This is a genomic window from Mucilaginibacter sp. OK098, assembly GCF_900142915.1.
Taxonomy (GTDB): domain Bacteria; phylum Bacteroidota; class Bacteroidia; order Sphingobacteriales; family Sphingobacteriaceae; genus Mucilaginibacter.
In genome coordinates this window covers 340,436-357,843 of sequence record NZ_FRCM01000008.1, presented here as the reverse complement: position 1 = coordinate 357,843, position 17,408 = coordinate 340,436, and the positions used below count along the sequence as shown (strand labels likewise).

Below are 17,408 nucleotides of genomic sequence, written 5' to 3'. Positions count from 1 at the left end.
GTCAAATTTAATAACACAATTGATTGGTATAATAAAAAAGCAGGATAATTATCATCAATTATCCTGCTGGTTGTTTGTTGAAATTATTATTGTTTAAGCGATAGGATCCAGCTTATAATTTGTTTAGCCTCTGCTGGTTTTAACGCCGGATGCGCCGGCATGGCAACATCACCCCAAACACCGCTTCCGCCTTCTTTAACTTTTTCTGTTAAGTGCGCCATTGAAGCCTTGTTATTTGGATATTTTTTAGCCACGTCAGTAAATGCTGGCCCTATTGATTTTTCAGCTATTTTATGACAGGTTTTGCAATCAAGCGATAGCATTAATGCTTTGCCCGGGCTGTTTGCGTTAATATTAGCCAGGTTTGAAACCATGCTGCCTGCCAGGATGTTAATCTGTTTACTTTTTACGGTTGCATCCTGGTCGTCCTTAACATCAACGGTTGCGTTATAATTTCCTTTTTTGGTGTAAGTATAATTAAGCCTTGGCACCAGGGTCTTCCGGGTTACGCCGTTGCCCAGGTTCCAGGTATAGCTCATTTTATCTCCTTCAGGATCTTTTGCCACAACAGTGAAAAGTACAGGTAAAGGAAGCTTGCCGAAAGTTTTGCTGGCGTTAATTTTTGTTATTTCAGGTGCGCGGTTACCTCTGTTATAGTCAATCCGGGCTAAGCCTGCATCAACGTTTTTGGTAAACCAGCCGCTGCCATATTCCAGCACATAGATCCTTCCATCCGGACCGGTCTCCATATCAATTGGTGAATTGAATTTAATGGAGGGTAAAAATGCTTCCATCTTATCAAAATCACCGTTTGGCTGTAAGGTTATTGCTTTTATCCAACCCCTGATCCAATCGTAAAAGATCATTTTTTTGTTATAATAATCAGGGAAACGGGTTGCTTTAGGGTACAGATCGGTATAATAAACCGGTCCGGCCATTGTTGTACGTCCACCTGAGCCTACCTCGGGGAAATCTGCAGACGGCCCGTAAGGATACCATATAAAAGCCGGTTGTGCGGGTGGCAATTCTCTTAAACCTGTGTTATTTTTTGAATCATTTATTGGCTTTGCCGGATCAAATGCAGGACCTGATACACCTGTGGCATAATCATAAGCACGATACGGGATATTTGGCCCGATGAAGAGCGGCCAGCCAAAAAAGCCCGCGCTTCTCGCCTGGTTTAGCTCATCGTAGCCGCGTGGCCCTCTTGTTTCAAGGCTGTCCTTATTTGCATCAGGGCCAACTTCTCCCCAATATAAATTGCCATTCTTTTTATCAACCGAAATGCGGTAAGGATTCCTATCGCCCATAACATAAATTTCAGGCCTGGTTTTTTCCTGCCCGGGTTTAAACAGGTTTCCTTCCGGGATGTCGTACGTACCGTCTGGTTTCATTTTTATCCTCAGGATCTTCCCGCGCAAATCATTGGTATTGCCTGCTGAACGCCTTGAATCATAATGTTCATAGCCTGGCCTGTCATCAAGTGGTGCAAAAGCATGGGTATTATATGGTGGTTTTCCGCCTTCATCAAACGGGGTTGAGTTATCACCTGTTGACAAGTATAGCATATTATCCTGTCCAAAAGCTATTGAACCACCTGTATGGCAGCAGATCTCACGCTGCGAATAAAGTTGTAATACTACTTTTTCAGTTTTATTATCAATGGTATCATTTACAAATGTAAAGCGCGATAAACGGTTAACACTTGTATCTGCCGGGCTGTAATAAATATAAACGTAGTGATTGTTTTTAAAATCCGGATCAGCCTGAATGCCTAATACACCTTCTTCGGCATTTACGCCTTTGGTATGTGTTTTCCAGTATGCATTTAAAAAGCCTGCTTGTTTAATGGCCTTGGTATCATTTTTATAAAGCATTATTTCGCCGCGGCGCTGAGTGATCAGCACATCAAGATTTGGCAATACAGTTAACTCGGTCGGCTCGAAAAAAGTACCTGTTATCAGCTGGGTTTTTACAAAACGATTTTCTTCGGGAACATGCTCGGTAGTCACCTTCCCATAGTTCAATTTATGATGATCGCCCATGGCCCATTGAATTCCGCCAAGGATGTGTTTTAGGTAAAGCGGGTCACTATATGATTCATCGGTATGGCCAAGCTCGGTGTACCATGCCCGGCCGCCGTCGTAATTATGATACCATGCCATTGGATGGTTGGCGCCATTAATGCCGCCTTTATAGCTGGTTTCATCAATGGTGATCAGCACATGTACATCTTTATTCAATTCTTTATAATTATACCATTCATCTTTCCTTTTCCACTCAGCAGGTAAATGTTTAGTTGAAATATGGGTTCTGTCAACCACATGCAGCACCGCTTCCTGTTGCGCCGGGTGACTAACAAAATAACCACCAACCAGGCGGCCATACCAATGCCAGTCATATTCTGCATCAGCAGCGGCATGGATACCTACGTAACCACCACCGGCCTGGATATATCGTTCAAAATCATTCCGCTCGTTAGCAGTTAGCAAGGGGCCGGTAGTACTTAAAAATACAACGGCACTATATTTTTTCAGATTGCTTTCAATAAACTTTTTGTCGTCAGATGTAGTATCCACATCAAAATTATTCTCTTTGCCAAGCTTTATAATTGCATCAACACCCAATGGGATTGACGCATGGTGAAAGCCCGCCGTTTTGGTAAAAACCAAAATTTTTGGTTTTACAGGAGCAAAGCCCAAAAACAAAAGGGGGATAAAAAGCAAAAAAGTAAATTTAAGTCGCATTGGCTTATTTTTTAATGATAAAATATATCGGTAATTAAAATTGGTTTAACGGGGTCCAATTTAAATAAAAAAGGGATAAAATGTACTGTGAAATTGAAATGATACTTAATTGTTACTCATGCACTTAAGATTTATGAAATCGATTGCAGAGAGATTGGGTGCATAGTGTATTTGAATATTAGTGAAACTCGCAGATTCACAACATTTTATCGCAATAATCGTCAGAAATAAACATCGATAACGTATGCTGTTAATTTGTGGCTATTTATATTTTAATGTTTAGAACACCACAGGTTTGAACTCTATCAATCACGCAGGCCTTCGACCTGCGCTATCGTATGTTGCCCCTACCTTTGAATATTGTGTTTTTCCTAGCCCTGAAAGGGCCTAATATATCAGCGCAGGTCGAAGGCCTGCGTTCTTGACCACAACGCTAACCAAAACAAGGTTAAATTCTTTATTTAATGCTAATTGTTTGATCCTTCAAATTCCACCCACTCACATTAATCATCGGCGTACTTTTAATTTTGCCGGCATCATAATTCAGCGTAATGGTTTTATGTTCGCCCGGTAAAACCGATACATAATTATCACTATAGAATACCGGCAGCAAACGATTGCCGCTTTGTGCATCCACCAATGATACCCTATTGAAAAATGCTACCGGCGCATTCAAAGGGTTAGACAAAGTAACTTCAATTTTGCCGGGGGCAATTTGTTTGGCAATGGTTTCAACCTGCGATGCAGCTATCTTTTTCAAACCGGAATAAATATCTTTTTCATCGGGCAGCCAGTACAGGTTATCGCTCACAATATTTTGTTTTACATCGGTAAGTCTGAGCGATAGAAATACGCCTTCTTTCTTGGCAAGTGCATCAACCTCACCTTTTACCGGGACAAAACCCTTAACAGATTGTGGCTGGATCTCTTCAAAAACCTGGGTCAGCAGCTTTTCTTTTCCCTGCATGTCATAAGTTTTTATAGAGAGCATTAAATCGCGTTTAGTAGTAAACGTGTTATTTACTATGGTAACCATACCATTTAATGGGTTGTACATCACGTGCAGTGGTTCGCTGCCGCTGTGCAGACCATATAAACAGGCGTTAGGGTCAAGATAATAATCATACATCTGCCCGCGCATAGCGGTCCATGGGTTCTGGGTTTTCCAGATGATGACGCCGGTATACCAATCCCACATGTGTGCGCTAAAGCCTTCCATCAGTGCCCTGTACTGGTTGTAATTAACCAGTTGGGCCTTGGCGGCAAAGTCTTTTACATCCTTCGCTTTTCCATATGCTTCAATTGAAGCATCATAGCCAATATATTTATGATAATCCCAAACAGAATCAACTTTATTCTTTTTCTTATCCTCCGAATATTCAGGTGCAACAAGGTTTTCAGTTGGGATGAAGCGCTTTAACGATTCAAAATCATTAATCCCCACCGATCCTATCTCGGAGTTAAAAGGGAAGGTACGTACTTTCCAAAATGCCGAGTCGGGCTGAATACCATAAGGACCGTCACCATTGCCGCCCAGTGTATTGAGCGACATTTTATCGGAGTTAGAATATTCAACAAACCAGCGGGTGCCATCAAGCTTTGGCAGGATAGAATCGCGTACGGGCAGTAAAATATCTTCCGGCGGTGTGATCTCGTTACCACCGCACCAGATAGCCAGGGAGGGATGATTACGTACCAGTTTTATCTGGTCGGCAAGCGATTGAAGGTATAGTTTATGATCGTCAGGGTATTTACGCCTGGTCCACTGGTCATCTTTCTTCATAGGGTCAAACCATCTTCCGTTAGCATCACCAGAAACCCAGAAATCCTGGAAAACAAGCATTCCATATTCATCACATGCATTATAAAATTCAGGCCGCTCAACTAAAGCGCCGCCCCAAACCCGGATAAGGTTTAAATTCATATCCCGGTGAAAACGCACCTCCGCATTATATCTCGCATCGGTGAAGCGCAACATGGCATCGGATATGATCCAGTTGCCGCCTTTAATAAAGATCTTTTGCCCGTTAACTTCAACCTGCCTGCTATGCGTTTGCCCGTTCCAGCTGGTTTGTATTTCCCTTACACCAACATTAATATCAGTTTTGTCGGATAGTTTATTTGCTGTTAAAAACTGAATGGAACTTTTATAAAGATGAGGGGCGCCATAACCATTTGGCCACCATAATTTCGGATCTTTTAAGATCAGATCATTCAGGTTAACTTCTGCAGATGAGTTTGGCTTAACAACTACATTCTTTACAACCCGCTGCCCGTCAATAATAAACTGTAGTACTCCGTTAACTGCTTTATTGGTAGCATTAACTAATGTTGCGGATGATTTGATAATTGCCGGCTGCTGTTTGCCTTCAACCTGCCTTATACCCGGAACCAGCGTGATTATATGCGGATCAGTAATTCGTACTGAACCTGTTGTTTCAATGGTTACCTTATCCCAAATGCCGGTGTTGCGGTCGCGCATTGGCTGGATCCAGTCCCAGCCGGCGGTATATTGCAGGCCCACGTTTTTGGCTATCCGGCCATCGCCGCCTTGTCCGCCATTAGGGTTCCCAACCGGATCGGGTGGGTAAACCAATACCGCCAAACGGTTTTTGCCGCTTTTGCTGATTAATGAGGTGATATTATACGACTGCCGTAAAAACATCCCGAAATGGGTTTGTTTATTTACTTTTTTACCATTTAGATAAACCTCGCAGCTATAATTAACACCTCTCAGGTTTAGATATACCTGGTTATTTCCTGTTAGTGCGGGCTGGTTAAAATCTTTAACAAACCAGTAGGTATAATAATCTCGCCCGGTATTGTATATATCTTTTATATGTGCATTATTCATTCCCCAAAAAGGATCGGGGACTTTTTTATTATTTAACAATGTAGTTAAAACGGTTCCGGGTACCGTGGCATTTAACCAATTGTTAATTGAGAAATCAGTTTTTGAGATCTGTGTGCCATCAACACGCACATCGTTCAATTTTTGGCATTTCCAGCCGGTATTAAGTTCATATTTATTTTGTGCTGATGCCTGTGCAAATGGCAACAAAAAAAGAATAACAAACAGGAGAGGGGTTTTAGCTAAATATTTGAAAGTGGCCATAGGTAATATTAATGGGCTAAAGATAAAAATAAATATATTTTTATGGAGGCCAGGTTGCAAGTATGCGTGTTTGACGGTTTTTTAACACGCTTTTTTTATCATCCAAAAACAAAATGAACAGATAAAGCATCTTCCGAACATTATGGCATTCTTAAAAAAATCAGAAAAGCAGACAAATAATATTTTAAAAGGAATTATTTAATATTCACTTAATACTTTTTACATTTAGCCACCGATTATAAATATATACTATAGTGCAAAACAAACTCATTGACAGTAACAGCATTAGGCAGCTTATTGATGGCAATGAGGATGTATTCACCACGGTATATGAACAATACAGCGAGAAGGTTTACCGGCTTGCATTTCGTTTTTTGAAGGATAAGGCGCTGAGCGAAGAGGTTGTACAGGAAACATTCATCAATGTTTGGCTCAGCAGGGAAAAGCTTGACCCGGAAGGTAATATGTGGCTTTATCTGTATGTTGTTGCAAAGCGCCTGTCGCTTAATTCATTAAGGCAGGCTTGCAAATCAAACGATTTTGTTGAAAACCTTCTCAATTTTATTGAGGAGCAAAATAGTACCGAAGAAGAAGTACTGGCCCGCGACCTGGAGCAATTTACCGATAAGATTATTGAAAAGCTTCCGCGCCAGCAGCAGCTTGTTTTTAAGTTAAGCCGTGTGGAAGGCCTTTCGCATAAGGAAATTGCCGAGCAATTACACATCTCGCCCAATACGGTAAAAAACCATATGGTTGAGGCTTTGAAGACCTTGCGATCTCAGCTGAGGTATTCCGATATCATCTATTGCATTGTACTGGCTTATCTTATTTAAATAATATCTATCCATTTTTTTCAGTAGGGGCATAACCGAAGCGCTTCTTAAATGCGTAGCCAAAGTGTGAAAGATTTTCGAAGCCGGTTTCCAGGTACACTTCTGACGGTTTCCGGTTCTTTTCCCTGATTTGATAATGCGCCAGTTCCAGTCGTTTACGGGTTAGCCAATTTTGCGGCGTGGTTTGGAAAGCCTTTTTAAAGTCGCGTTTGAAGGTTGTAAGGCTGCGCCCGGTTAGGTAGCCAAATTTTTCCATAGGCATGTTGAACATATAATTTCGCTCCATGAAATTGGCAAGGTCAATCTTTCCCGGTTCTGCAAAATTGGCCAGCACATGGTCAATATCTGGTTTTATGGCCATAAGAATGTGAATCGCCTCATCTATTTTAAGCGAAGCGAGGGCATCCGGCAGTTTTTCTTTAAGGTCGAAGTACGGGATTAAAGAGGCCAGGCAGCTTTTAAGTAACGGATGCTGTTCAAAAGTTTGAAATGCCGGGGTGGGCGCAGGCCCCGTTTTACCCGGCACTGTGTTTTTATCGTAGTAATTTCTAAGATGGTTCGTCGTAAAATGCATTGTTACCGATTGATGCAGTAAGCCATCTTTAGGATAGTTTAGCACCGTAGCCAACAAATGACGGGGAAACAACAGAACGTCACCAGGGCCTAGCAGATAAGTATGGTCAGCTTGTACTATCCTGGTTTCACCGGAAATCAGCCAAACCAGTAAATGATCCTCAAAAAGCACATCGGCTTTAAAAAACTGATCTTCAAAGCGCGATCGTTTGATGTCACTATGGATGTATTCTATTTGATGCCCCATCATTCGCACAAAATTAATTAATCTGCCTTAAAAACGACATTGGTTAACTCTTCACTTAAACGCCACAACCGCTTTGCATTATCTGCATCTACTGAGTAAGGCTTAACCCCGCGTAACGTTGAAGGATCATCATACTGATGATCTATATTCCCCAGGTCGGGTTCAGCAATATCAGCATTTTCGCAATAAACGCCGCCTATGCCATCAAGCTGGGGGCTGGTTGCGCACCACAGGGATGTAGCGGCGCCCTGTGTTAGGTTTTTTAGCTTTTTTGCCACCTCAGGGTATAGGTTACCATTTGCGTCATGTGTCCCCATTTGCTGAAACAAAGCCATCGGTGCTACGCGGCCCAGGTCTGTTCCAATTACTGAACCCGGGTGCACAGAGAATGCCCGCACGCCGGATTGTTTGCCGCGATAGTCCAATTCTACTGTGAACAGGTTATTAGCTGTTTTTGATTGACCATATCCTTGCAGCGTTTCATAATCGCGATGCTCAAAGTTGGGGTCTTCAAAGTTAAATGGGGCCATTTGATGTCCGAAGGAAGATAGGTGGACCACCCGCGCGCCATTTGCCCGCTTCAATGCGGGCCAAAGCCTGGCGGTAAGCTGAAAGTGCCCCAGGTGGTTGGTTGAAAGCTGCGACTCATAACCCTGCAGATCGCGTTGGAGCGGCACCCACATAATGCCGGCATTATTAACCAGGATATGTAGTGTCTCGTTAGTTTCCAAAAACTTTCGGGCAAAGGCATCAATGGATGCCGGATCCATCAGGTCCAATTGCTCAATGGTAACATTTTTTGTTCCTTCCAGGTTTTTGGCAGCCTTATTTATATCACGTGCTGGGACTATAATTTTAGCGCCCGCGGTGGTTAAGGCTTTAACAGTTTCTAAACCTATGCCGGCGTAGCCACCGGTAACGATGACCGTTTTGCCGCTTAGGTCAATCCCGTTCATTACATCTGTTGCTGTTGAAAAGGCTGTAAAGCCTGAGCCAATGGGTTGTTGTAAAATACCGTTGTAATTGTCTGTTATTTCTTGCTGTTTCATACTAATCATTATTTGATAACACAAAAGTACGGGGATGCAGTACGGCAGGTTTTGTTTTAAAGGCCTAAATCTTTTGTTTTAAGGACCATTTAATAGCATTGTTTTGCAAAAAAAGAGTGTTGAGAATTAAAAGTGATGCGAAATTTAAAGGGCGAGATGCCTGTTGTGATTTCCCGCTTTTGATGGCATACTATTTCCACTTATAATGGCGCATTCAGCATTGGATGATTATCATTAATCATTCAAGGCTCATTAATGTAAAAAGGGCCGGCCGGTTAAATTGAAACCCAAACAGTGTTGCACATCCAGCAGCGTTTATTCTTAGCTTCTGACAAAACCGAACATAGGACGTTCGCTTCCGTTACAATCTGTAAGTTTCACTCGAAGTAATTTACTATCAATCAATTGTTTATAGATTTGGAACAAAAATTGACTGAATGAGCCACTTGCATTCCTATATATTTCATATCGCCGTTTATGATCTGTTTTGCCTGGCGGCTATATTCAGCGCGCTTACACTGGCCATACTTTTAGGATTCGCCGGAAAGCAATCTCCGGCTACTGCCCTGTGGTTAAGCCTGGCGCTGGTGGTATGGTCCCTGCATTTGGCGCAGTTACCGGTAGATTTCTGGTTGGCGCTGGGCCCGTTGATTTATTTTTTTACATGCAAAACAGTTCGGCCGGAGCAGCCTTTCCGCAGGATGGATTGTGCGCATTTCACTGTTGTGTTTCTCAGCCCGCTGTTGCCGGGCTGGCTGGTATCCGTTTCCATTCTCGTTTACTTATACCTATCTCACCGGGTGATACAGCAATTTTACGACCGTATGCAGACCGTATGGATGGACAGGCCCCGTTTTGCATTCCGGCGGCTGGAAACGTTTTTGTATTTGCTGGCCTTTAGTGTTTTGCTGGAATTGTTTAGTCCTGTTTTCCTGCTTGCTTCCGCCGCGGTACTTGTCGTTATGGCAGCGCAAGTGATCTTAAAGCCGGGAGTTTTTACCGCAATAGCGCAGCCAAAAATGATTGCCGACGGCTTACGGGAAAAAAGCAGGTGGCTGAAACAAACCGTGAAGGAACGGCGGCTTCACGAAGATCCCGAATTGACCCTGCCATCGCTGGCAGCCAAACTGACCGTCCCGGTACACGAATTATCGCGCATCATCAACCTGGGCCTCAAAAAGAACTTTAACGATTTTATCAATGAATTGCGGGTACAGGAAGTATCCCGGAAAATGCGGCAGCCCGCTTATGACCAGCTCACCCTGCTGGGGATCGCCTACGAATCAGGTTTCAATTCCAAGACGACCTTTAACCGGGTTTTCCGGGAATTGACCGGGAAAAGCGCGGCCGAATACAAAAGTGAGCTGGACAAACAGCGCCCAAGTTATAATACGGGCCTCCCGCAGCGCCTGCAGCCGGTATCATTGCGTTCAGAAATCAAACGCAATTTTATGATCAGGAATTATATCAAGACCGCCTGGCGCGGTTTGTTAAGAAATAAGGCGCAAAGCATCATCAATATTTCAGGGCTTGCTGTCGGGCTGGCCTGCAGTCTGCTGATCCTGGTATGGGTGCAGAACGAGTATAGCACGGATGTTTTCTTTGCAGGCAGCGAACGCTTGTTCAAAGTGTATAAAAGCGATTTTTACAACGATACGGAAACCGGTAGTTATGAAATGCCGGGCATCCTGGCGGACGAACTAAAAAGAAGCTATCCGGATATACAATATGCCACGAATATGGGTTTCGGCGAGACCAGCACTTTCCGGGCCGGTGATAAAGTCGTTAAGATGAACGGCAATTCGGCGGGAGCGGATTTCTTTAAGCTATTCAGTTACCGCTTGCTGGCCGGTACTGCGCAAACCGCGCTCAACTCGCCTTCTTCCATTGCAATATCCAGAAAAATGGCCGGGATATTTTACGGAAGCCCGGAACAGGCAATCGGACAATTGATCCGCTACCAAAACCGGAAGGATTTTAAAGTCACAGCCGTCTTTGACGACCTGCCCGCAAAATCATCGCAAAACTTCGACTTTTTACTCAACTGGGACACCTTCCTGGAAAATTATCCCTGGGCCAAAGAAATGGGCAATAACGGGCCTAACGCTTTTGTGATGCTACGGCCGCAGGCGAACGCGACAACCGTCAACACCAAGATCGCCCGGTTCTTTGACCTGTATTGGCATATCGACCGTAAAAAGGCGATCGCTTACACCGACCTGGCCCTGCAGCCCTATGCCGACGCCTATTTAAACAATAACATTCAAAGCGGCAGACCTGACGGCGGCAGAATCACGTATGTGCACATTTTCAGCATCACCGGTGTTTTTATCCTGCTGATCGCCTGTGTCAATTTCATGAACCTGATGACGGCACGATCGGTGAAAAGGGCCAAAGAAGTCGGCGTGCGCAAGGCAATCGGCGCATTGCGGCCGGCGCTGATCAGCCAGTTTATTTGGGAAGCGCTGATCGTAACCGCGCTGGCGGTTGCGCTGGCTTTGCCCTTGCTATGGCTGGCGCAGCCCTGGTTCAACGGACTGGTCCAAAAGCAGATCGCGCTGCCATTCGGCCAGCCGCTCTTCTGGTTAGAGCTATTGGGCATTACGGTGGTGACCGGCTTGCTATCCGGTTTTTACCCGGCTTTGATCTTATCCGCATTTAAGCCGGTCAAGGTATTGAAAAGCACGATCAAACTGGATACCGGTACCTTACTGCTTCGTAAAGGGCTGGTCGTGTTCCAGTTTGTACTGGCCGTCCTGCTGATTACCGGCACGGTCATTGTTTCTCGTCAAATGCGCTTTATGGCGTCAAAAGACCTGGGCTATAGCCGCGAGAACGTGGTCTATCTGCCGGTTGAAGGGGAACTTGATGCCAAATACGCGGTCTTTAAGAACGAGCTGTTAAACCAGCCCGGCATACAGGCGGTTAGCCGTATCAATATGCCGCCGGTCGATATTTATGGCAGCAGCGCCGCCGTAAACTGGATCGGTCATGATCCGAAGATGAACACGCAGTTTACCCACGTGGCCATCGGTTATGATTACTTCAAAACGATGAAATTGACGCTGTTGGCGGGCCATGAGTTCGCTGCTGATAATCCCGCGGATACTTCGGGCTATATCCTGAACGAAACGGCCGTCAGGTTAACCGGGTATAAGCATCCGGTAGGCCAGCCTATTACCTGGCTGGGTAAAAAACGCATGATCGTGGGCGTTGTCAAAGATTTTCATTTTCATTCGCTGCATGAAACAGTAGGCCCAATGGTACTGGCCGCCGGCGAGAACCAGCACGGCGGTGTGATATTGATCAGGACGCAACCGGGTAAAACGCCAACCGCGCTGGCAGAAATTCAGCGGTTAAGCAAACAACTTAACCCAGCCTTCCCAGCGGTCATTTATTTTACCGATCAGGAATATGAGCATTTATACCAAAATGACCAGATCATCAATCGGTTGGCTGACACTTTTGCTTTACTGGCCATCTTCATTTCCTGCCTCGGCCTATTGGGCCTGGCCATGTTCACCGCCGAACAAAGGTTTAAGGAGATCGGTATCCGCAAAGTGCTTGGCGCAGGTGTAAATACCTTGTTTGTCCTCTTGTCACGCGAGTTTATCGTGCTGATCGTTATCGCGATCGCGATCGCCATGCCGCTGGCATGGTATGCCACTAACGGCTTTCTGCAAGGTTTTGCCTATCGTGCACCGCTGCAATGGTGGGTGTTTGCACTTTCCGCTGGTGTGATCATTTTGATCGCGCTAATTACCGTCAGCTTTCAAATCATTAAAGTGGCCCTGGCTAATCCGGTAAAAAGCTTAAGAAGCGAGTAGTCCAACTCATTTTCTCGTCAAAAGATTTCGGTCTTGAATGAATGATGAGTTCGAACCGGTGTTTCCGGGCCGTTTATTGATTTTTGTCAAATCCGGCCGTTCTGGCTTCTGGCGCATCAGGGTGGTAAATGTGCCATCATACGTGGAAATAGTGCGCCACCAAAAGAGAAAAATCAAACCTGTTTTAATTTTTTTTATTTTCAACTAGTCCTTCCGCCATTCTCCGGTGTTCTATATACAAAACCACCCGTCCGGGATTATTATAAACCATACTGAACAATGAAAAAAGCTAAGCTGCAGCGCCTGGTGCATCAATATTTTAATGATACAATAAGCCGTGCTGATTGTGTCGAGCTGTTGGAATATTTAAATAATACCAATCCGGATGAAATTGCTGATGTTATTGATACGGAACTGATTAACTTTAACAAAGGCCCTGAATTTAGGGGCAAGCAATCGGCTGACGTATTAAGCCGGATTAAATCAGACCCAAGATTTACTCAATCCCCGGTTGTTGAAGAAGCCTATCCGGTTATTGTCAAATTTTACAGCCGCCGGTGGTTTCAAATTGCTGCGGCATTGCTGGTTTTCGGAACGGCTGCCTTAATCATCTTCAATAAAAACACATCGAATCAAGCAACAAAAAAATATACTGCTGATCAGGGGGCAGGAGCAATTGTGCCGGGAAGTAACAAGGCTATTTTAACATTAGCCGGCGGTAAAACAATCGTACTAAAAAACGCAGCGAACGGTTTACTGGCGCAGACGGCAGCTGGCAATGTTTTAAAAACAAATAACGGGCAGATTTTATACAGTACTGCAAGTAAAACGGATGCAGCTACAAACCAGGATAATATAAACACGCTTTCAACCCCGAGAGGCGGCACTTACCAGGTTGTTTTGTCTGACGGTACAAAGGTATGGTTAAACGCAGCCTCATCAATTAGCTACCCTGTGGCATTTACCGGGAAGGAGCGGCATGTATCGCTTAGTGGGGAAGCCTATTTTGAAGTAGCAAAAAATAAGGAAATGCCATTTTATGTAAGTATAAACAATGTGCAGGTTAAAGTACTGGGTACCCATTTTAACATAGCGGCTTACAACGATGATAATGAGATCACAACTACGCTACTGGAAGGCGCTGTGCAGGTAACCAAAAATAACGCGCGGTCGCTGCTCAGGCCCGGGCAAAAGGCAATCGTCAATAATAACTCGGACAACATAGCCGTGTCTGACGCGGATATTGAAGATGCCATGGCCTGGAAAAATGGTTATTTCATTTTTGATGATGACGATATTACCGGGATCATGAAAAAGGTGTCGCGCTGGTATGACGTAAGCGTAAGTTACCAGGGGAATGTGAGCAATCAGAAATTCGGGGGTACATTTTATCGCTCAAAAAGTATAACAGAATTACTACAATACCTGGAAAAGATAGGCAAAATTCATTTTACAGTTGAAGGAAGGAGGATAATTGTTATGAAGTGATCAACATATGCTTAACAACAATTATCTGCAAAATTAACCAGGAGCGCTAGAACGCCCCTGGTTATAAGCCCAAAGGCCAAAGTCAGATAATGAAAACAATTGCAGCTTAACACAATCAATTAACTAATCTAACATTCAAATGTATAAAATTTTTACTGATTTTACTTGCAGCAAGCAACCTTGCTGCATTCATAAACCACTGCTCGTCATGAAATTAACCCTTATATTGCTAACGGCAACTTTTTTACAGGTGTCTGCAGCGACGTACGCGCAAAAAATCACTCTCAAGGTTAAAGGCGCGACCATCAAGGAGGTTTTTGAAAAGATCCAGGCACAAACAAGCTATGACTTTTTATATAATGCCGACGATTTAAAAACATCGAAGCTTATAACACTGGATGTGAAAAACACAAATTTAAAGGATGCGCTGGACGACTGCTTTAAAAATCAGCCCCTTTCATATACCATTGAAAACACAACAATTTTAATTACCAGGAAGCCTTTACCTGAACAGGCGCTTAAAAAAACAATTACAGGTGTGGTAACGGATACTACCGGAGCGCCTTTACCGGGTGTAACCGTGCGGGAAAGAAACACCCAAAACGCTGTTAGCACTGATTTGAAGGGTAAGTACAATATTTCGGTAGCTGATAATGGGGCTACACTTGTATTTTCTTTTCTTGGTTTTGTTCGGCAGGAAGTTCCTGTTACCGACAATACAACAATTAACATAAAGCTTAAGGAAGAAAGTACGAAGCTTAACGAGGTGGTGGTAGTTGGATACGGTACGCAAAACAGGGCGAACATAAACGGAGCAGTAAACACGGTTGGCGCAAAAGATATTGGCGGGAAACCTGTTTTAAATACCTTCCAGGCGTTGCAGGGCGAATCGCCAAATTTAATTATTCAGCAAAGTTCGCTTGATCCCGGTGCCAACCCCATTGTTAACATAAGAGGGATAGGCACTACAGGCAACAATGATCCATTAGTGGTAATTGATGGAATTGTAACCCAAAGCACCGGCAGTTTGAATACAATAAACCCTAACGACATTGCAAACGTTACTATACTTAAAGATGCCGGTTCGGCTGCTATTTATGGTTCGCGTGCAGCTAATGGCGTAATATTAATCACAACCAAAAGCGGAAAGCTGAACCAAAAAGCTACTGTAGCCTATAACGGTAGTTATGGGGTACAGGTGCCCGACATAATGGTGCATAAAATAGGCGCCGCAGAAAATGCGTATGATAAAAATATGGCCCTGGTTAATTCAGGCCTGGCGCCGGCTTACACACCTGAGCAGATCCAGGAATTGCAAAACGAAGGCAGAGGAACCTGGGATTTAAACCATTTGGTATACAATGCGCCTTTGCAGTCGCACAATTTAAACATAACAGGTGGTGGCGAAACCAATTCTTATTTTATATCAGGCGGCTACCAGGACCAAATGAACAGCTTTGTTGGCAATGGCGGCTCAGGCAGTAAATATGGGTATCAGAAATATAACTTGCGCTTAAATCAAACTTCAATAATAGGGAAGTTTAAATTTAACGCAATACTTAATTATACCAAAAGCCGGAATAAAACAACTGCTGCCAATGAAGGTTTTACTATCGCCGATGCCAATCGCGTACCATCGAATTTTAACTGGCAGGATGCTAATGGTAATTATTTAACCAACCCGGTATCATCTCAGCAAAATGCATTGGGCATGTTAAGATTAGGAGGGTTTAACCAAACCGATTATGATGAGATTTTTGGGAACCTGAACGGTACTTTAACCATTACCAAAGACTTAAAGTTAACCGGTGTTTTTGGCGGCACCCTTGATAATAACGGCAGCTTTTATAATGATAAAGTAGTTGACTTTTTACCCGCGGGAGCATCAGCCAATAATGACCTTTCTGTTAATGATGGAAATTACAAAAGCAACCTGTTTAACACCCAGCTTTATTTAAATTATAATAAGAATATAGGCAAGCATTCAATTAGTGCTACGGTTGGTGTTTCGAGCGAAACTTATAGCGGAAGAGGATTCAACTTATCGAAAAGCCTTACTGACCCCACTTTAGGAACCCCTACAACAGGTACTACGATAAGCCCTACCGGCTCAAACAATAGCGTTGGTATTGATGCCAACAGCTTGCTGTCGGTATTTGGCCGTGTAAATTACAATTATGAAAGCAAGTATTTTTTAGATTTTGTGTTTCGCAACGATGCGTCATCCAAGTTTGCACCCGGCAAGAGGGCGAGTTTCTTTCCGTCAGTAACCGCAGGTTGGCTGGTAACAGATGAGGATTTTATGAAGCAATTCAGCAATACCCTTGACAATCTTAAACTGAGAGCATCCTATGGTATATTGGGCAATCAAAATGTTGGCAACTTTCAATACGAAACTACCTATTTTAATTATACAGCTGCCTATGGGTTTAATAACACATTGGTGGGTGGCGCCGGCACTTTTCAATCGAACCCTGATTTGACATGGGAAAGCGCAGCAACTTTTAACCTGGGTGTTGATTTTAGTTTGTTCAATAATAAGCTCTCTGGCTCATTTGATTATTTTAATAAAGTAACCCGTAATATTTTACAAACACCGCAGGACGTTCCTTCAATTTTTGGCGCCGGGCTTGCGGATGCCAACGTTGCCAAAGTTAGAGATGCGGGATGGGAAGCTCAATTGACCTATACCTTAAGAGGTCAAAAAGTTACGCAAAGCTTTAGCGTAAATGTAGCCGACAATCAAAATATGTTATTGAAGTTAACCGGAACGGCAACACAGCAAATTAACCAGCCGGACGTTTACGCATTGATAAGAAAAGTAGGCCAGCCAATAACTGAATACTATGGCTACGAAACAAATGGCTTATACCAAAGTCAGGCCGATATAGCAGCTTCCCCTAAAATAGCGGGCCTTGCAGTTAGCCCCGGCGACGTAAAGTTTAAGGATTTAAACCATGACGGGGTAATTGATGCAAAAGATAAAACCGAATTGGGCAATCCATTTCCACGATACACTTTTGGGTTTACCTACAGAATAGCTGTAGCTGGCTTTGATGCGATGGTATTTGTACAGGGAGTTGGTAAAAGAGATGAATTTTTGAGAGGTGAATTGGTTGAACCTTACCAGGGAGGGTACGGAGCGACCCTTTATGACCATCAAACTGATTTCTGGACTCCTGAAAATACGAACGCCAAATATCCAAGATTAGCTACTTCGGGTCCTTCAAACGTTAACAACTGGCAAACCGGATCCGATCTTTTTAAGTATAACGCCGCTTATGCAAGGCTAAAAAATGTAAATATCGGATACACGCTTCCTAAAAGCGTTGTGAAAAAATTGGGGATCGAAAAGTTCAGGATCTCCCTTATTGGGCAAAACCTGGCCACGCTTACCAAGCTAAAGTTTGCAGATCCTGAAACAACAGAGTTTGGCAGTAATGTGGCTATAACCTCAAGCTCAAACAGCCCGCGTAGTTACCTGCTATCGGCATTTTACGGGGTAGGGATTGATTTAACATTTTAATAA

8 protein-coding genes are annotated in these 17,408 nt (G+C 43.7%); 4 read left to right on the top strand and 4 right to left on the bottom strand.

Annotated features, from left to right (window positions below):
* Window positions 1–86: 86 nt before the first annotated feature.
* On the bottom strand, window positions 87–2,747 hold the full coding sequence (locus BUE31_RS25870; RefSeq protein ID WP_073406759.1) for a ThuA domain-containing protein: 2,661 nt from the start codon (window positions 2,745–2,747) through the stop codon (window positions 87–89).
* Window positions 2,748–3,204: 457 nt separating this feature from the next.
* A complete protein-coding gene (locus tag BUE31_RS25865) occupies window positions 3,205–5,862 on the bottom strand; it encodes a glycoside hydrolase family 2 protein (protein WP_073406758.1) in 2,658 nt (885 codons plus the stop codon).
* A gap of 254 nt (window positions 5,863–6,116) precedes the next feature.
* On the opposite strand from BUE31_RS25865, the gene BUE31_RS25860 reads away from it, so the two are divergent.
* Window positions 6,117–6,695, top strand: coding sequence for an RNA polymerase sigma factor (locus BUE31_RS25860; RefSeq protein ID WP_073406757.1), 579 nt, complete (start codon window positions 6,117–6,119; stop codon window positions 6,693–6,695).
* 7 nt (window positions 6,696–6,702) lie between these two features.
* Here the strand turns inward: BUE31_RS25860 and BUE31_RS25855 are convergent, their stop codons facing one another.
* The gene (locus BUE31_RS25855) at window positions 6,703–7,518 is read right to left on the bottom strand and encodes a helix-turn-helix domain-containing protein (protein WP_234997908.1); all 816 of its coding nucleotides are present in this window, start codon (window positions 7,516–7,518) and stop codon (window positions 6,703–6,705) included.
* A 14-nt stretch (window positions 7,519–7,532) separates the two neighbouring features.
* Window positions 7,533–8,564 carry an SDR family NAD(P)-dependent oxidoreductase gene (locus tag BUE31_RS25850; protein WP_073406755.1) on the bottom strand — a complete coding sequence of 344 codons (1,032 nt, stop codon included), beginning with the start codon at window positions 8,562–8,564 and terminating at the stop codon, window positions 7,533–7,535.
* A 437-nt stretch (window positions 8,565–9,001) separates the two neighbouring features.
* Here BUE31_RS25850 and BUE31_RS25840 point away from each other — a divergent pair, with 437 nt between their 5' ends.
* The 3 genes from BUE31_RS25840 (at window position 9,002) to BUE31_RS25830 (ending at window position 17,405) form a co-directional block, all read left to right on the top strand.
* Window positions 9,002–12,391, top strand: a complete 3,390-nt coding sequence (locus tag BUE31_RS25840; RefSeq protein ID WP_083620325.1) for an ABC transporter permease — start codon at window positions 9,002–9,004, stop codon at window positions 12,389–12,391.
* 279 nt (window positions 12,392–12,670) lie between these two features.
* Complete coding sequence (locus tag BUE31_RS25835; RefSeq protein WP_073406754.1) at window positions 12,671–13,879, top strand: FecR family protein; 1,209 nt, start codon at window positions 12,671–12,673, stop codon at window positions 13,877–13,879.
* 208 nt (window positions 13,880–14,087) lie between these two features.
* Window positions 14,088–17,405: a TonB-dependent receptor gene (locus BUE31_RS25830; RefSeq protein ID WP_073406753.1), complete on the top strand. Its 3,318-nt coding sequence runs from the start codon at window positions 14,088–14,090 to the stop codon at window positions 17,403–17,405.
* The last annotated feature ends 3 nt before the right edge of the window (window positions 17,406–17,408 follow it).